Here is a 17,219-nt window from a genome sequence, read left to right on the forward strand (position 1 = left end):
CGCAAAGCCTGTCGATTTAGCTGGATGAAGTACAGAAGATGAGTGCAAATAGCGGAAGTGAAGAGAAATGAACAATTGGCACGGTGACAATCACCGTGCCAATTATTTTAGCGACGCCCTTTGAACATTACTGGCCGAACATGTCTTTGATCCAACCCGCAACACCATCGCCATCAGGTTTAGCTTGTTCCGCAGGTTGAGCGGCTTGGCACAATCCTTGTGGATTTTCTGTCCAAACAGGGATTGAGCGCATACCGCCGCCATCACCACAGACAAAATTACCAGCCGAATCAATATTCATCTGGCTAATCCCTTCCGGTGGCTGCAATACCAGCGGCAATGGGGTTTGATTCTCAAGATAGCGGCGATACAAGGTCAGCGCACCGTTAGCACCGGTCAACTTGGCTGGGCCATTATTGTCGCGCCCCACCCAAGCAATCGCCACTTCTTTGCCATCAATACCGGCAAACCAGCTATCACGCAAGTCATTGGTGGTACCGGTTTTGGCGGCCAGATTGTATTTTGAGAATTTCACTGATAATGAACGAGATGTCCCGCGGGCGACCCCTTGCTGCATGGCGTAAAGGGTCAAATAAGCTGCCTGTGCCGGTACCATGCGCTCCGCCTGCGGGAAGCTCTGATACAGTACAGTGCCATCTTCAGCAATTACCGAGCGCACGGCGGACAATGGCGCGCGATTCCCACCACTGGCGATAGTCTGATATTCCTGCGCCACTTCCACCGGAGTCAAGTCAATCGCCCCCAGTAACATCGCCGGAACCGGGTTAATCACATTTTTCGGAATGCCCAAACGTTGCAGCATGGCACTTATTTGATCCAGCCCGACAGACATCCCCAGATTTACCGTCGGCACGTTCAGCGAGTTTGCCAAACCATCAATTAGCATCACCTGACCACGGAACTGACGATCATAGTTTTTCGGCTGCCATGATGAGCCGTTGGGTAATTTAATCGACAGCGGTTGGTCCGCCAGCCAGGTATTCAGGCGGTATTTATCCGGCTCACTCAGGGCAGTCAGATAGGTCGGTGGTTTGGCGAGTGACCCCACTAAACGGCGAGCCTGCATCGCGCGGTTAAAGCCAGCAAATTGCGGCTGCGCGCCCCCGACCATAGCACGAACTTCTCCACTGAAACGGTCGACAATCACCATCGCCGCTTCCAAATCATCCAGATGGCGCGCCGCTTTTAGCGCTGGAATCCCATCTTCGATGGCTTTTTCTGCCGCATCCTGTGAAACCGGATCGAGGGTGGTGAAGATTTTCACGCCGGACAAATCGTTAATTTTGTCGCCCAGCTTCTGCTGTAACTCTTGGCGCACCATCTGCATAAATGCCGGCTGTGGGGTGATTACCCCGCCTTTCGGCTGCACACCCAATGGCCGGGCGCTGAGCATAGTGTACAGCTCGGCATCAATTACCCCCTGATTCTGCAACAAGCGCAGCACCAGATTACGGCGCTCAAGTGCCAGAGTCGGGTTACGCCACGGGTTATACAGCGACGCCCCTTTTACCATTCCCACCAGCATAGCTTGCTGATCGAGGCTCAGCTCATTCACCGGACGGCCAAAGTAATACAGGCTCGCCAAAGGGAAACCGCGAATCTGATCACTGCCACTTTGGCCGAGATATACTTCGTTCAAATACAGTTCCAGGATCCGGTCTTTGCTGTAACGGTAGTCCACCAGCAGAGCCATATAGGCCTCGTTGGCTTTACGCCACAGTGAACGCTCGTTAGTCAGGAACAGGTTTTTAACCAATTGCTGCGTCAAGGTACTGCCGCCCTGCACCGCCTTACCGGCAGTGAGGTTAGCCAGCATCGCGCGGCCAATAGAATACGGGCTGATACCATCATGCTCATAGAAATGGCGATCTTCTGTTGCCAGCAAGGTATCGACCAGCAAATCAGGGAAGCCAGCACGCGGCACAAACAAGCGCTGCTCACCATTAGGAGATTGCAACATGGTGATCAGCTTGGGATCAAGACGCAGGAAACCGAAGTCACGCTGATTATCCAGGTTTTGGATTTGCGCCAAACTGTCATTTTTAAACACCAAACGCGCGCGGATTTGACCTTCTTTCGCATCAGGGAAATCAAACGGGCGGCGCAAAATATCAATGCTGTCGCCCTGCACGGTAAACTCGCCAGGGCGAGTCATCCGAGTGACCTGGCGGTATTGCATTCCTTCCAGCAAATCGATCATTTCTTTCTTGCTGTAGGACATTCCCGGCTCAAGGCTCACCATGCGGCCATAGACGGCGGCGGGCAGTTGCCAAACCTTGCCATCAATCCGGCTGCGGATTTGCGAATCGAGATAGACCCCATAAATTGCCAACACCACTGCGCCCACCAGGAACAGTTTGATGAATAACCCAAGCCAACGGCGTTTTTTGCGCGGGGGACGTGATGCTACCTTTCTTGGCATCGGTTCTTCCTCGTCATCATCATAATCATCATCGTCGTGGTCTTCGTCATCTAAATAGTCTTCTTCATATTCATCTTCATCACGCCGCCGGCGCAATGGCCGTTTTGGTGTAGCTTTGGGTTGGGCTTTTTTGCCCTTGCGCCCTATTGGCTCGCGGTCATCCCCAGACATGTCTTTCTCTCCACGCGCATTGCGGCTTAATGTGTTCCCCAATTCAGCGGATAGAAAGGGGAAACATCTGAAATTATTGGCTGTTAGCCATGTGATCTTACTTATCTTGGTACTTTTTAGTCCGGCGAGTTGGCCGGGTATTGGCAGGGTCATCTGGCCAAACATGTTTGGGATAGCGCCCTTTCATCTCTTTTTGTACCTCGCGATACGCTCCCTGCCAGAAAGCGGCCAAATCACCGGTAATCTGTAGCGGCCGGTGTGCCGGTGAAAGTAACTCAAGCACCACCGCCACCCGCCCACTGGCGAGCATCGGGCTTTGCTGCTCGCCAAAAACCTCCTGCAAACGCACCGCTAATACCGGTGGTCGATCGGCATAATAACGAATGGATAGGCGGCTACCGGTCGGCACAGTGTAGTGAGTTGGCAGCTCAGTATCCAGCCGTTGACGTAACTGCCAGCTCAACAGGCGAGTCAGTGCTTCCGCTATATTCACTTGGCGCAGCCCACGTAAATCCCGCACGCCAGACAGTGACGGCTGCAACCACAACTCAAGTTTACCCAGCAAATGCTCGTCATCTACCGCAGGCCATTGTTCTTCGGGAAGCCAACGGCTAGCACAGTGTAAGCGGGTGCGCAGCTGTTCAGCATTCTCATCCCAATTGAGCACTTGTAAACCTTGCTCGCGCACCCAGTTTAGCAGCGCGAATTGCAATGCTTCAGCACTCGGTTTCGCTAAAGGCTGCGCCCGTAAAGTCAGCCGCCCAATCTTCCAGCGCCGCCAGGCGCGCAAAGTGCCCTTGTCATCATCCCACTCGACCTCTGTCCGCTCTTCGACCAAACGGGGGAGTTGTTTCGCTAGCGCTTCAATCTCAATCGGTAATGCCAGTAAAATACGCGCGTCCGGCCCGCTACTGCTTTGTAATAAGCTGGCGACCACCAACCAAGGCGCTCGTGACAACGCCTCGTCTTGCGCCATAGCGGCCCCCATACCGTTAGCCAACAGATAGCGCCCATCCTGCCCACGTTGCTGCGCGATGCGATCAGAATAAGCCAAGGCCAGCAATTGACCGGCGATATCACTGTCAACCGCGCCCACACGGGCATTAATTCTTTGTGTTAATTGCCTCGCACGCCGCTGCCAGTGCGGTTGTGGGCGGCTGAGCCAATCGTGTAAATCAATTTGACCGGATCGCGGCGGCTCTTCCAGAATCGCCGCTAATAATGCCGCCGTGGCTAACGCATCCGGGCTTTGCTCGGCGGCAAAACACAGCATAGCGGCCAGACGCGGTTCGCAACCCAAACTGGCCATGCTGCGCCCCATGCGGGTGAGGTGCCCCGCTGCATCGATAGCCCCTAAACTTTTCAATAAATCATGCGCCACCGCCAGTGCAGCTTGCGGCGGCCTATCAAGCCAACTGAGTTGCGCCGCATCCTGGCATCCCCAGTTCAGTAATTCCAGCCACAAGCTGCATAAATCACTGTTAAGAATTTCTGGTTCACTGTATTCCGCGGCCCGCTCGGCCTGCTCTTTGGCAAACAGATGCCAGCAGATCCCCGGCTCCAGTCGACCGGCACGCCCGGCACGTTGCACCATGGAAGCTTGACTGATGCGCTGAGTCACCAGCCGGGTCAAGCCGTTTTTGACATCAAAGCGTGCGACTCGTTCCAACCCGCTGTCGACCACCAGCCGGATCCCCTCAATGGTCAGACTGGTTTCAGCAATATTGGTCGCCAGCACCACTTTTCGTCGCCCAACAGACGCCGGTTGAATAGCTTTCTGCTGTTCACTGAGCGGTAAAGCGCCATACAGCGGGCAGAGGTCAGTATCATTGGCAACCTCGCCTTGCAGCCGCTCCATCACTCGATGAATCTCTCCTACGCCGGGTAAAAATAGCAGTAAAGAGCCCGTTTGCTCATTCAATAAGCGCTTAACGCGATTGGCAACCCCATCCTCCAGCCGCTCATGGCTCGACAAAGGTTGATAGCTGCGCTCGACTGGAAAGCTGCGCCCAGCAGAAACAATGGCTGGCGCTGATGGCAACAGTGCGGAAAGCCGCTGGTTATCTAGCGTCGCTGACATGATCAGCAGTTTGAGGTCATCCCGCAGCCCTTGCTGCACATCCAACAATAGCGCCAGCGCCAAATCGGCCTGTAAACTGCGCTCATGGAATTCATCGAGAATGACCAAAGACACTCCCGTCAGCTCGGCGTCCTGCTGTAACATGCGGGTCAGAATGCCCTCAGTCACCACTTCCAGCCGTGTCTCCGGCCCGCTTTTACTCTCGGCGCGCATCCGATAGCCTACCGTCTGCCCCGGTTGTTCGCCCAATTGTTGGGCCAAGCGGTAAGCGACATTTTTCGCCGCCAGCCGCCGGGGTTCCAGCATGATAATCCGGCCAGACAAGCCCCCCAATTGCAAGATTTGCAGCGGTAGCCAGGTCGATTTACCGGCACCGGTAGGGGCATGGAGTAAGACTTGCGATGAGGTTTGCAACGCAGACAATAGCTCACTGAGCACTTCACCTACCGGTAAAGCGGCTCTCTGCGTATCACTTTCTCTCTGACTTACCACCCCATTATTCCCCACACTCTCTACTTTCATCGTCAGCCATTGTAACATCATGACCGTATAGCGTATTTAGCCGAGTGATTATGCCAATCTAATGATTAATAAAGAAAGTGCGAATAAAAGCAGCGTTCGTCGCCTGTTCTTTGCTCTGGCCTTGCCGGAGCCCCTGCAGCAGACCATTGTGCCCTGGCGAGCGGATAACTTCCCGCCCGAGGCTGGCCGCCCTATTGCTGCCGCGAATCTCCACCTGACACTGGCGTTCCTCGGCGAGGTCAGTAACGCCAAAGCTCAGGTCTTGCAGCAGCAGGCCGGGCGCATTAGTCAGTCAGGTTTTAACATCACGCTGGATGATATTGGCCACTGGCCCAATTCCGGAGTGATCTGGCTCGGGTGTAAAAATCCCCCTCGCGGGCTGTTGCAGTTGGCTCAGTTGTTGCGATCCCAAGCAGCGCGCAGTGGTTGTTACCAAACGCCGCTGCCATTTCATCCTCATGTGACATTATTCCGTGGAGCGACTCGCCCGGTTGCCATACCGGCTAAAGCCCCCAACGAAAGCTTTCGGGCAGACCTTTTTTCGTTATATGAATCGGTATTCACACGAGGCCGCACCCGTTATAACATTGTGCAAAGCTGGCCATTGGCTAGCGCTGAAAGGAAACCTGATGCCATCTAACCCCCGGCCGCTGACTTTGGCCCCTCGGTTATTATCTTTTAACCCCAAATTACAGTCCGCCACACTTATCCTGCGGTATAAACGCTTTTTAGCTGATATTGTGACGCCCGCGGGAGAAACATTAACTATTCATTGCGCTAATACTGGAGCAATGACTGGTTGTGCCACACCAGGGGATCGGGTCTGGTATTCGACCTCGGATAACCCAAAACGTAAGTATCCCCATAGTTGGGAGTTAACTCAGACCCAAACCGATGATTGGATATGCGTAAATACCTTACGTGCCAATGAGTTGGTCAGTGCAGCAATAGATAATAATTATATTGTTGAATTATCTGGTTACACTTCTGTCAAAAGAGAGGTTAAATATGGGGATGAAAATAGCCGTATAGACTTGTTATTGCAGGCAGAAAATAGGCCTAACTGCTATATTGAAGTCAAATCGGTTACTTTATTACAGCAACAGTGTGGATATTTCCCGGATGCCGTCACTCTGCGGGGTCAGAAGCATCTCAGGGAGTTACAAAACAGGGTTGCCAATGGTCACCGGGCGGTACTTTTTTTTGCCGTATTGCATACGGGCATCAGGCAGGTCGCCGCTGCCCGACACATTGACAAACGCTATGCAGAATTGCTGGCTCAGGCTCAGCAAGCAGGAGTGGAGGTTATTTGCTACGGTTTTCAACTATCGCCTGACGGTATTGCGCTGGATGCTCGCCTACCGTTATTACTGGACGAAACACCCCATTCAGAACGCTGAATAAAAAAAGCGATTATTGGATGAAGTTGCTCGCCAAATACGCCTGCCCTCACACCATTGTCAAGCAGGCGACAGGAATAATTGCTAACCTTCCTCCCTTCTGTTATTTATAGCGGCCTGATTTTTTCCCCTATTGGGGATTTTGATAGTGCGTATGAATGTAGGAGAAGCATCATGCAAGAAGGGCAAAAACGTAAAACCTCGTCCTTGAGCATTCTCGCCATCGCTGGGGTAGAGCCATACCAAGAGAAGCCTGGCGAAGAGTATATGAATGCCGCCCAGCTGTTGCATTTCAAGCGGATTCTTGAAGCATGGCGCAACCAGCTCAGGGACGAAGTAGACCGTACTGTATCGCACATGCAAGACGAAGCTGCTAATTTCCCCGATCCGGTAGACCGTGCTGCGCAGGAAGAAGAGTTTAGTCTTGAACTTCGTAACCGCGACCGCGAGCGTAAACTGATTAAAAAGATCGAGAAAACGCTAAAAAAAGTCGAGGATGAGGATTTCGGTTTCTGCGAGTCTTGTGGCGTAGAAATTGGTATTCGTCGTCTGGAAGCACGACCCACTGCAGATTTGTGTATTGACTGCAAAACCCTAGCCGAAATCCGCGAAAAGCAGATGGCAGGCTAACACAGTAATAACCTGTGACACGGTGCCAGAGTCACCCTCCGGCACCGTATTTACCACACTGGATTTCCCTTTCCTTTTATGCCCGAAAATATCAATACCGAGCAAGCTGCGCTTACGCAGACCCCGTATATTGGGCGTTTTGCACCTTCTCCATCTGGCGATTTGCATTTTGGTTCGCTGATTGCTGCATTGGGAAGTTACTTGCAAGCCCGCGCTGCAGGTGGGCGTTGGTTAGTTCGCATCGAAGATATTGATCCCCCTCGTGAAATCCCTGGCGCTGCAGACCGCATTTTAGCGACATTGGACCACTATGGCCTCCATTGGGATGGCCCAGTTATTTATCAATCTCAGCGCCACGAAGCCTATCGCGCCACCTTAGACTGGCTGGAACAACAAGGGCTGAGTTATTACTGCACCTGCACCCGCAGCCGCATTCAGCAGATCGGTGGTTTATATGACGGCTATTGCCGTGACCGCCATTTACCCGCCAAAGGCGCGGCTATTCGTTTGCGACAGACTCATCCGGTTTATACCTTTTGTGATAAATTACTGGGTGAGTTACATGCTACGCCCGCGCTAGCCGAAGAGGATTTCATTATTCGCCGTCGAGATGGCCTATTTGCCTATAACTTGGCAGTGGTGATTGATGATGCTTTTCAAGGTGTGACCGAGATTGTACGCGGGCCGATTTAATTGAGCCAACGGTGCGTCAGATAGCCCTCTACCAGCAGTTAAAACAACCCGTACCTGGCTATTTGCACTTGCCACTGGCATTGAATCATGATGGTAATAAGCTATCTAAGCAAAATCATGCGCCGCCGTTGTCCCATGGCGATCCACGCCCGATTTTAATCGAGGCACTGAAGTTTTTGCGGCAACCTCTGCCAGAATGCTGGCAAGATCTTGATTTGCCGTTATTATTACGTTTTGCCGTCGAAAATTGGACATTGGCAGCAGTTCCGCATCATGGGGCGATGATCGCCAGTGAAAACACAACGGCATTCTCAAAGACAGCACGGTGAGCTATGATTAGCCGCTGTTTTTCTGTTGTTCTGTAATTTATTAGCCACTATCGAGGTGTACCATTTTTACCCGAGTAGCCAATTTCTGCCGTAAGGTACTGATTCGCGATGATAAATCAGCTCGCGATAGCAAAGCTGTCCGTGATGACACGGCCCGTGATAGCAGTGCCCGTAAAGATATAGTGCCCGGTGAAGATAACGTGGCCCGCAAAGAGAAAAGGCCTGCCAGAACGAATACTGGCCGCAAGAATCATGCGGTGCCTGCGTCACAACAGCCCTCTTTACAACAAATGGCTTCACAACAAAGTGCAATGACGATCATTCCACGCGATCAGCACAATATTTCCCGTAGAGATATCAGTGATAATGCGCTGAAGGTTCTCTATCGCCTGAATAAATCAGGTTTTGAAGCTTATCTGGTTGGCGGCGGTGTCCGTGACCTGCTGCTGGGCAAAAAACCGAAAGATTTTGATATCACCACCAGCGCCACGCCAGAACAAGTGCGAAAATTATTCCGCAACTGCCGCCTGGTCGGTCGCCGTTTCCGTCTGGCCCATGTGATGTTCGGCCCGGAAATCATTGAAGTCGCCACTTTCCGTGGTCACCACGAGCAGCAACAAGCGGAAGACAGTGACAAAAATTCTTCTCAGCAAGCACAAAATGGCATGCTGTTGCGTGACAACATTTTCGGCACCATTGAAGATGATGCTCAGCGCCGCGACTTCACTATTAATAGCCTCTATTACGGTATTTCTGATTTTGCGCTGCGCGATTACACCGGCGGTTTGCGTGATCTGAAAGAAGGTATCATCCGCCTGATTGGCTCCCCTGAAACCCGTTATCGTGAAGATCCGGTGCGGATGCTGCGAGCAGTTCGTTTTGCCGCAAAACTGGATATGACCATCAGCCCGGAAACTGCAGAGCCGATCCCGCGTCTGGCTTCACTGCTGCACGAGATCCCGCCCGCGCGCCTGTTTGAAGAGTCACTCAAGCTACTGCAATCCGGCTACGGCTATAAAACCTATTTAAAACTGTGTGAATATCAGCTTTTCCAGCCGTTATTCCCGCTGATTGCCCGCCATTTTACCGAACATCATGACTCACCGATGGAACGTATTTTGGTTCAGGTTTTGAAAAATACAGACTATCGTTTGCATAATGATAAGCGCGTCAATCCGGCATTCTTATTTGCCGCTATGCTTTGGTATCCGCTGATTGAACATGCGCAGAAGCTGACGCAAGAAAGTGGTCTGGCCTATTATGATGCTTTCGCACTGGCAATGAATGATGTACTGGATGAAGAGTGCCGTTCACTTGCGATTCCAAAGCGTATAACCTCATTGGTCCGAGATATCTGGTTGCTGCAACTGCGCCTGTCGCGCCGTCAGGGTAAACGTGCGCATAAGCTGATGGAGCATCCAAAGTTCCGGGCAGCTTATGACTTGTTAGCATTGCGCGCGGAAGTAGAAAATAACCATGAGTTACAGCGTCTTGCGCAATGGTGGGGCGAATTCCAAGAAGCCACGCCGCTACAACAAAAAAACATGCTGAATACCTTAGGGGCCGATCCAGCGCCGCGTCGCTCGCGTCCTCGCCGCCCACGGAAGCCAGCACCACGTAACGAAGGGGCATAATACGCACCATGATCCGAGTCTATATCGCGCTAGGCAGTAATCAGTCCATGCCACTACAACAGGTTAAAACTGCACTGGAAGCGCTGGCGCATCTGCCGCGCACCCAGTTGGTGGCATGCTCGCCTTTTTACCGCACTAAACCGTTAGGCCCACAGGATCAGCCGGATTTTCTTAATGCGGTGGTGGCCTTAGATACCGCCCTGCCGCCAGAACAGCTACTGGATAGCACTCAAGCCATTGAACGCAATCAAGGGCGGGTGAGGAAAGAACAGCGCTGGGGGCCACGGACACTGGATCTCGATATTATGCTGTATGGCGATCAAGTAATAAAAACTGATCGCCTTATTGTGCCGCATTATGGTTTGAAAGAGCGAGAGTTCATGCTCTACCCTCTGGCCGATATTGCCCCTGATCTTATTTTCCCCGATGGCGAATTGCTGTCAGATCGCCTTAAACTCGTGGATAAAAATGGCCTGATACCTTGGTAAGGGTGCTTGCTAAATCCAACACATAATATGCCCATCTGATATCCCTCCATTTTAACCTACCGTCTCAGGAGAAAGAGTGATGAAAGCCACCACCATGAGCCATTTGCGCCAATGGAAACTCGAGAAGCGTAAATTCGCCACACTGACTGCCTATGATGCCAGCTTTGCGCAATTATTCGCCGAACAGGGAATTGAGGTTCTGCTGGTCGGTGATTCGCTCGGTATGACGTTACAGGGCTTCGACTCGACATTGCCAGTCACAACTGCGGATGTGGCTTATCACACTCGTGCTGTGCGCCGTGGTGCACCTCATTGCCTATTATTAGCAGACATGCCATTTATGAGTTACGCCACACCAGAGCAAACATTTGTCAATGCTGCCGAACTGATGCGGGCCGGGGCCAATATGGTCAAATTGGAAGGCGGTAGCTGGTTGTGCGATACCGTTCGTATGCTGGCAGAACGGGCGGTTCCGGTATGTGGGCACTTGGGGTTAACTCCACAATCAGTCAATATTTTCGGCGGTTACAAAGTACAAGGCCGTGAAGAAGTCGCGGCGAACCAACTGTTGAAAGATGCTCAGGCGCTTGAAAATGCTGGTGCACAATTGCTGGTACTGGAATGCGTCCCGGTGGAACTGGCACAACGCGTAACGGAAGCACTGGCTATTCCGGTGATTGGTATTGGCGCGGGGAATGTTACCGACGGGCAAATTCTAGTTATGCATGATGCCTTGGGCATTACTGGTGGACATACGCCGAAATTCAGCAAAAACTTCCTGGCGCAAAGTGGGGGGGACATTCGCTCCGCCATTAAGCTGTATATTCAAGAAGTTGAGAGCGGCGACTATCCCGCTGAAGAACATACTTTCCAGTAAGTTTTTATTGATAAAAATTCAGGGGAATTGGGATGCTGATTATTGAGACTTTGCCACTGTTACGCCAGCAAATCCGCCGTTGGCGTCAAGAGGGTAAGCGAATCGCACTGGTACCTACGATGGGTAACCTGCACGAAGGGCATATGACATTGGTGGAAGATGCCAAAACTCGTGCCGATGTTGTGGTTGTCAGTATTTTTGTCAATCCACTGCAATTCGAGCGCCCGGATGATTTAGCCCGCTACCCGCGCACCTTGCAGGAAGATTGCGAGAAGCTGACCCGCCACGGTGTAGATTTAGTGTTTGCCCCAGCAGCAGCGGATGTTTACCCCGCGGGCCTGGACAGCCAGACCTATGTTGACGTCCCTGCCCTATCAACTATTTTGGAGGGTGCCAGCCGCCCTGGCCATTTCCGTGGTGTATCGACTATCGTCAGCAAGCTGTTCAATCTGGTTCAACCGGATGTGGCCTGCTTTGGTGAGAAAGATTATCAGCAACTCGCGCTGATCCGCAAAATGGTGGCGGATATGGGCTATGACATCAATATTATCGGCGTGCCCATTGTACGCGCGAAAGATGGCTTGGCACTGAGTTCCCGTAATGGTTATCTGACCGCTGAAGAGCGCAAAATTGCGCCGCAGCTTTATAAGATAATGCAGGCGTTAGCTGAGAAGCTCGCCATGGGTGAACGGCAGATTGATGAGTTACTGGCTGACACTGCAGAACAATTACGCAATGCCGGTTTTACACCGGATGAGCTGTTTATCCGTGACGCCCAAACCTTGCAACCGTTGACAGTTGACAGTAAGCAAGCCGTGATATTGATGGCCGCCTGGCTAGGTAAAGCTCGCCTAATTGATAATCAACAGGTTGATTTACAAGGCTAATTTTAACAATACAGCGTGTATTGACTCTCTCAAAAGAAACCTGCACTGCAAGTTGGCGCTGGGGATACAAAGTCAGTCATAGACAACTGATATAAAATCAGCAAAACTGGATGCTTCTCCCTAAATCGATCGATGATGGGGCGGGTGCCAGACTTATTCTGGGCAATAACCGGGGTCAAAGGTAAGAGTTATGATACGCACTATGTTGCAAGGCAAACTGCACCGGGTGAAAGTCACTCAAGCTGATTTGCACTATGAAGGTTCCTGCGCTATTGATCAGGATTTTCTGGAAGCCGCAGGTATTCTGGAATATGAAGCCATTGATATTTATAACGTTGATAATGGTCAGCGTTTTTCAACTTATGCTATCGCTGCCGAACGAGGTTCACGAATTATCTCAGTGAACGGCGCAGCAGCACGTTGTGCCTGTGTTGGCGACAAATTGATTATCTGTTCCTATGTCCAGATGTCCGATGCTGATGCCCGTCTGCACCACCCAAAAGTGGCGTATTTTGAGGGTGAAAATCAGCTGCAACGCAAGGCTAAAGCCGTCCCCGTTCAGGTGGCTTAATAACCGTCGGACGCGAAGTTACACATATAGAAAAGGCGCTTAGCTTAACCACAGCGCCTAAAACTGCTGGTAAACCTTGATATCTCGATCTTGTAAGGTGAGGACAGGTAGAAGAGTAAAGCGTCCGCGCCAGGGATGGCGCGGCTCGAGCCCCCAGGGAAGGGTTTACGGCGTCTTTACGATCTACCTGTTTTCACCGCTGCGAGCACTTTGTCATTAAACCCACCTTTTTTATATCTTAACGTCACACTATAAAATAACTAATCTGACTCCATCACCGCAGGTGCAGCGGCAACCGGCTGGCCAGGTTCATTGGCAATACGCTCTGCCATCGTCGGAATGGAATCGGTACGCAGAATATAAAGCCGCTTGAGGGTATACGGATTATCGCCAGGTTTGACCTTGCCCTGCATGGTCGTCACCGCCAAATGGAAACCGGCATTTTTCGCCGCATCAATGGCGGTTTGGTTAAAACCACCGAACGGATATGACAGAAAAATCACGTGTGGATTAAACTGCGACAACGCCCGGCGAGAATGTTCAAAATCAAAAACAATATTATGATAAGAACGACTCAATAAGATTGGGTTACGTTTATTGTCTGTCCGGTGTAAAAAGTGCGTATGAGACTGAATATCAAATACATCCTGAATTGCTTTCAATTCAGAAATACTCATAAACTGTAATGTGTCAGGATTCCATTTCTGAGGATGACGTTTAATGCGCGATGAAATAATAAATGCCGTTGCCCGGAAACCATTTTCTTTCAGAATCGGATAAGCATAGCGATAGACTGATTTAAGGCCGTCATCGAATGTCAGCACCACAACTTTCGCCGGCAGGTTAATTTTGTTATTGAGATAACCTTCAAGCTGATAAAGAGAAATAGTGTCATAACCCGTCTGCTTGAGATAGGTCATCTGGTTGCTAAATGCGGCATCAGAGGTCGTCGTTGAAGTATTCAGGAAACGTTTATTTTCCTCATTTTTCAACATATGGTGATAAGTGAGAATAGGAATGCCATTATCTATTTCAGCATCAGTGCTGCTGACATACCCCAGACGATCGCCAATATTAACCTGATACCACGTGTTACCTAGCCGGTCTTTCAACTTACCTACAATCGGATAGCGTAAGTTTTCTGCTAAGGTTGCAAATTGCTCGCCGTCTACATCTGCGACCAGATAAACAGGGGTCTCGCGTTTGATAATAATGTTTTGATTTGGTAGAGGCTTGTTCAAGTCACCCAATATATCATTGTTTTTTCGCGCTTTATTGATATCGCGTAAATCGTCTTTATCAATAAAGCCGATACCGTTACCAAACTTGAATTCATAATATTCTGCCGCCGCGGGCAAAACCTGGATAAGTTGATCTTCTTTAATCTCACCGACAGGAATGACCTGATCGCCAACCAATGAATACATTTCGCTATCGCGGTCTGTAACCATATATTTAGGGGTAAGAACCGCTTCGTCTGGCAGGAGATCTGCATGGGTTGCCGGCATCATTACCGACATGACAATACCGAGTAGCATCCCAATAGCTATTCTGTTTTTATGCCACATTATTGTTCTACTTATGCGCATTCGGCGCTGAATTGAAAAGGGAAAAGTCTGGTGCGCCAGCATAACACGAGACACCCGAGGTTGAGAAAGATGATATTAGGCGGGGACATTATTTATTACGATTAAATTCCATTATTAACAACAATTAACTTACTAATAATTTACGAGCAATGTTTAACACTCAGGCCAAAATCCTTGATGTTACAGCAGTGAAGTAGTTGCTCACCGCTGCAACAGCAAGGCCGCAGAGTATACCCAAAGTCAAGGCCGTAGGGTATTAGGTGCGCAGGCCGCGGCCACGCTCAATCAAATACCAAGCCCAAGCATAAAATACCGCGATAAATACCACTAACACACCGATGGTAAAGACCAACGGCACATCAGTAATTCCGAGGAATCCGTAACGGAAACCACTGATCATATACACGATAGGGTTAAGTTTTGACACCGCTTGCCAGAAAGGGGGGAGCAAGGCTAGCGAATAAAAGACCCCGCCCAGATAGGTTAGTGGTGTTAGCACAAAAGTTGGTACCAGGCTGATATCATCGAAAGTCTTGGCAAAAACAGCATTCAATAGCCCGCCGAGAGAAAATAGAATCGCCGTCAACATTAATGTCAGTGCAATCATTGACCAAGAGTGGACATGCAGCGGTACAAAGAACAATGAAACAATTGTCACCAGAATACCGACACAAATCCCGCGCGCTACCCCGCCGCCCACATAACCCACAATTACGATATGGGTAGGAACTGGGGCAACCAACAATTCTTCGATGCTGCGCTGGAATTTTGCGCCAAAAAATGAAGCCGCGACATTAGCATATGAGTTTGTTATCACCGCCATCATGATTAGGCCAGGAACAATAAACTGCATATAATCAAAGCCCCCCATATCACCAATTCGGGAGCCAATCAGGTTGCCGAAAATAACGAAATAGAGCGACATAGTAATCACCGGCGGCACCAGAGTTTGAATCCAGATGCGAGCAAAACGGGTGATTTCTTTGATCCAGATACTCTGTAATGCTACCCAATACAGACGGGTCATGCTTTTTCTCCCCCGTTGCCATTAACCAAGGTGACAAATAGCTCTTCCAGACGATTAGCCTTGTTGCGCATACTTTGTACCTGAATTCCCTGAACATTCAGTTGACTGAATAGGCCATTAAGGCCCTGATCACGTTTAACATCAACTTCCAACGTTGAGGTGTCCGTCAGACGATAGCTATAACCTTCCAGTTTCGGCAATGGGCTCTTAATACCCAAATCAAAAATAAATGTTTCTGATTCAAGTTTGCCAAGTAACTGCTTCATGGTGGTATTTTCCACCAATTCGCCATTCTGGATAATGCCTATGTTGCGGCACAGCATTTCCGCTTCTTCCAGATAATGAGTCGTCAGAATGATGGTTGTTCCCTGCGCATTCAGCTCTTTGAGGAAGCCCCACATAGAGCGGCGTAGTTCGATGTCCACCCCAGCGGTCGGCTCATCTAGAATCAGTAGTTTAGGTTCATGCATCAGAGCACGGGCAATCATCAAACGGCGCTTCATCCCACCAGATAGGCGGATAGCACGCTCATTACGTTTGCTCCATAAATCGAGCTGGCTGAGATATTTTTCTGCTCGCTGTAGAGCCTCTCGCCGTGTGACGCCGTAATATCCCGCTTGAGTAACCACAATCTGCAATACCGTCTCAAACGGATTAAAGTTAAATTCTTGCGGTACTAGCCCAAGCTGGCGTTTGGCATTTACGATATCTTGATCGATGTCGTAGCCAAAGACTTTCACCTTGCCAGAGGTTTTATTCACCAATGAACTAATAATACCAATAGTGGTGGATTTACCCGCACCATTAGGCCCAAGTAGCGCATAAAAATCGCCTGCCTCTACGTGCAGATCAATGCCACGCAATGCCTGAACGCCACCTGCATAGGTTTTGGTCAGTTGCGTTATTTCCAGTGCATATGTCATAAGTAAAAAAGAACCTTATTCTATGAGTTCCCAGCGGCCACAGTATGTCCGTGGCTTGTTTCCCCCTCACTGTCAGGGCCAGTTGCGGGGGCTAAGGGAAGCAGTGAGAGACAGAGAAGATGTTGTGCGGACAAAAAATGTGCGATCAACAAAGTCACTGTTCCGATTTTAAAATCGTGATCCTTGTCGTATATTATCCTAACGCAATCCGTTCATTACAGGCTATTTACATTAATGAAAGAAATAGAGAAGCTCCTCGCGAACAATGACGTCTGGTCTAAAGCCATCAGTAAAGACGATCCAGGTTTTTTTGAACACTTGGCGGAAGCCCAGAAACCTCGGTTTTTGTGGATTGGTTGTTCAGACAGCCGCGTCCCCGCAGAACAGTTAACCGGCCTGAAAGCGGGGGAATTGTTTGTTCACCGCAATGTGGCCAATCTGGTTATCCATACGGATCTGAACTGTTTGTCCGTGGTGCAATATGCCATCGACGTTTTACAGGTCGAGCATATCATTATTTGCGGTCACCTTGGCTGTGGTGGTGTTGAAGCCGCAATGAAAAAAGATCTCGAATTGGGGCTTATCGACAACTGGCTACTGCACATTCGGGATCTTTGGTTTAAGCACAGCTCGTTACTGGGTGAGCTTCCTGCCGAAGAACGCAGCAATATGTTATGTAAAATCAACGTGGTAGAACAAGTATATAACTTGGGTCACTCGACTATTGTTCGCTCTGCCTGGAAGCGCGGGCAGAAAGCCATGATTCACGGCTGGGTCTATGGTATCGAAGACGGCAAACTGACAGATTTAAATATCTCAAGTACCAGCCTCAGCGAACTGGAAATCAAGTACCGCGAAGCAATGGCTAAAATACTGCAACCAAACAGACAAAACTAATGAGTTGCTATGGGAGGGTGTTAAATCGCACCCTCTCCCATTAACCACGCGCTCAATC

Annotated in this window: 14 protein-coding genes and 1 pseudogene; 10 read left to right on the plus strand and 5 right to left on the minus strand. The window is 50.2% G+C overall.

Annotated elements, in window-relative coordinates; all coding sequences use genetic code 11:
* Positions 1-127: 127 nt before the first annotated feature.
* Both mrcB and hrpB read right to left on the minus strand, forming a co-directional pair.
* Entirely contained in the window at positions 128-2,614 is a 2,487-nt protein-coding gene (gene mrcB, locus DX162_RS02245) for a bifunctional glycosyl transferase/transpeptidase (RefSeq protein WP_004389068.1), read from the minus strand.
* A gap of 97 nt (positions 2,615-2,711) precedes the next feature.
* Complete coding sequence (gene hrpB / locus DX162_RS02250) at positions 2,712-5,234, minus strand: ATP-dependent helicase HrpB (protein WP_004389067.1); 2,523 nt, start codon at positions 5,232-5,234, stop codon at positions 2,712-2,714.
* Positions 5,235-5,277: 43 nt separating this feature from the next.
* On the opposite strand from hrpB, the gene thpR reads away from it, so the two are divergent.
* The 9 genes and pseudogenes from thpR (at position 5,278) to panD (ending at position 12,725) form a co-directional block, all read left to right on the plus strand.
* Entirely contained in the window at positions 5,278-5,856 is a 579-nt protein-coding gene (thpR, locus tag DX162_RS02255; RefSeq protein WP_004389066.1) for an RNA 2',3'-cyclic phosphodiesterase, read from the plus strand.
* Positions 5,846-6,616: a DNA/RNA nuclease SfsA gene (gene sfsA / locus DX162_RS02260; protein WP_080548223.1), complete on the plus strand. Its 771-nt coding sequence runs from the start codon at positions 5,846-5,848 to the stop codon at positions 6,614-6,616. Before thpR ends, sfsA begins: the two co-directional genes overlap by 11 nt.
* A gap of 174 nt (positions 6,617-6,790) precedes the next feature.
* Entirely contained in the window at positions 6,791-7,246 is a 456-nt protein-coding gene (dksA, locus tag DX162_RS02265; protein WP_004389064.1) for an RNA polymerase-binding protein DksA, read from the plus strand.
* A gap of 78 nt (positions 7,247-7,324) precedes the next feature.
* Positions 7,325-8,268: pseudogene (gene gluQRS / locus DX162_RS02270) on the plus strand (tRNA glutamyl-Q(34) synthetase GluQRS).
* Positions 8,269-8,330: 62 nt separating this feature from the next.
* On the plus strand, positions 8,331-9,902 hold the full coding sequence (gene pcnB / locus DX162_RS02275) for a polynucleotide adenylyltransferase PcnB (RefSeq protein WP_071777575.1): 1,572 nt from the start codon (positions 8,331-8,333) through the stop codon (positions 9,900-9,902).
* Positions 9,903-9,910: 8 nt separating this feature from the next.
* Entirely contained in the window at positions 9,911-10,390 is a 480-nt protein-coding gene (gene folK / locus DX162_RS02280) for a 2-amino-4-hydroxy-6-hydroxymethyldihydropteridine diphosphokinase (protein ID WP_032819167.1), read from the plus strand.
* Between the two features lie 79 nt (positions 10,391-10,469).
* Positions 10,470-11,267, plus strand: coding sequence for a 3-methyl-2-oxobutanoate hydroxymethyltransferase (panB, locus tag DX162_RS02285; RefSeq protein ID WP_004389060.1), 798 nt, complete (start codon positions 10,470-10,472; stop codon positions 11,265-11,267).
* 32 nt (positions 11,268-11,299) lie between these two features.
* Positions 11,300-12,154: a pantoate--beta-alanine ligase gene (gene panC, locus DX162_RS02290; protein WP_004389059.1), complete on the plus strand. Its 855-nt coding sequence runs from the start codon at positions 11,300-11,302 to the stop codon at positions 12,152-12,154.
* A gap of 190 nt (positions 12,155-12,344) precedes the next feature.
* The gene (gene panD / locus DX162_RS02295; RefSeq protein WP_005156780.1) at positions 12,345-12,725 is read left to right on the plus strand and encodes an aspartate 1-decarboxylase; all 381 of its coding nucleotides are present in this window, start codon (positions 12,345-12,347) and stop codon (positions 12,723-12,725) included.
* A 260-nt stretch (positions 12,726-12,985) separates the two neighbouring features.
* Here panD and DX162_RS02300 read toward each other — a convergent pair whose 3' ends face one another.
* The 3 genes from DX162_RS02300 to DX162_RS02310 all read right to left on the minus strand — a co-directional run bounded on the left by DX162_RS02300 (position 12,986) and on the right by DX162_RS02310 (position 16,264).
* A complete protein-coding gene (locus tag DX162_RS02300) occupies positions 12,986-14,293 on the minus strand; it encodes a polysaccharide deacetylase family protein (RefSeq protein ID WP_004389057.1) in 1,308 nt (435 codons plus the stop codon).
* Between the two features lie 277 nt (positions 14,294-14,570).
* Positions 14,571-15,341, minus strand: coding sequence for an ABC transporter permease (locus tag DX162_RS02305; RefSeq protein ID WP_005156782.1), 771 nt, complete (start codon positions 15,339-15,341; stop codon positions 14,571-14,573).
* Complete coding sequence (locus tag DX162_RS02310; RefSeq protein WP_004389055.1) at positions 15,338-16,264, minus strand: ABC transporter ATP-binding protein; 927 nt, start codon at positions 16,262-16,264, stop codon at positions 15,338-15,340. Before DX162_RS02310 ends, DX162_RS02305 begins: the two co-directional genes overlap by 4 nt.
* 234 nt (positions 16,265-16,498) lie before the next feature.
* Here DX162_RS02310 and can point away from each other — a divergent pair, with 234 nt between their 5' ends.
* Positions 16,499-17,161 (plus strand): carbonate dehydratase, encoded by a 663-nt coding sequence (gene can / locus DX162_RS02315; RefSeq protein WP_004389054.1) that lies wholly within the window; start codon positions 16,499-16,501, stop codon positions 17,159-17,161.
* Positions 17,162-17,219: the final 58 nt, after the last annotated feature.

The sequence above is a fragment of the Yersinia kristensenii genome (genome assembly GCF_900460525.1).
Lineage (GTDB): Bacteria > Pseudomonadota > Gammaproteobacteria > Enterobacterales > Enterobacteriaceae > Yersinia > Yersinia kristensenii.

What these genes read in the sequence shown, in the direction of transcription:
- mrcB (WP_004389068.1), bottom strand. Translation starts at nt 2,614, where the DNA reads ATGTCTGGGGATGACCGCGAGCCAATAGGGCGCAAGGGCAAAAAAGCC.
- hrpB (WP_004389067.1), bottom strand. Translation starts at nt 5,234, where the DNA reads ATGTTACAATGGCTGACGATGAAAGTAGAGAGTGTGGGGAATAATGGG.
- thpR (WP_004389066.1), top strand. Translation starts at nt 5,278, where the DNA reads ATGATTAATAAAGAAAGTGCGAATAAAAGCAGCGTTCGTCGCCTGTTC.
- sfsA (WP_080548223.1), top strand. Translation starts at nt 5,846, where the DNA reads ATGCCATCTAACCCCCGGCCGCTGACTTTGGCCCCTCGGTTATTATCT.
- dksA (WP_004389064.1), top strand. Translation starts at nt 6,791, where the DNA reads ATGCAAGAAGGGCAAAAACGTAAAACCTCGTCCTTGAGCATTCTCGCC.
- folK (WP_032819167.1), top strand. Translation starts at nt 9,911, where the DNA reads ATGATCCGAGTCTATATCGCGCTAGGCAGTAATCAGTCCATGCCACTA.
- panB (WP_004389060.1), top strand. Translation starts at nt 10,470, where the DNA reads ATGAAAGCCACCACCATGAGCCATTTGCGCCAATGGAAACTCGAGAAG.
- panC (WP_004389059.1), top strand. Translation starts at nt 11,300, where the DNA reads ATGCTGATTATTGAGACTTTGCCACTGTTACGCCAGCAAATCCGCCGT.
- panD (WP_005156780.1), top strand. Translation starts at nt 12,345, where the DNA reads ATGATACGCACTATGTTGCAAGGCAAACTGCACCGGGTGAAAGTCACT.
- DX162_RS02300 (WP_004389057.1), bottom strand. Translation starts at nt 14,293, where the DNA reads ATGTGGCATAAAAACAGAATAGCTATTGGGATGCTACTCGGTATTGTC.
- DX162_RS02305 (WP_005156782.1), bottom strand. Translation starts at nt 15,341, where the DNA reads ATGACCCGTCTGTATTGGGTAGCATTACAGAGTATCTGGATCAAAGAA.
- DX162_RS02310 (WP_004389055.1), bottom strand. Translation starts at nt 16,264, where the DNA reads ATGACATATGCACTGGAAATAACGCAACTGACCAAAACCTATGCAGGT.
- can (WP_004389054.1), top strand. Translation starts at nt 16,499, where the DNA reads ATGAAAGAAATAGAGAAGCTCCTCGCGAACAATGACGTCTGGTCTAAA.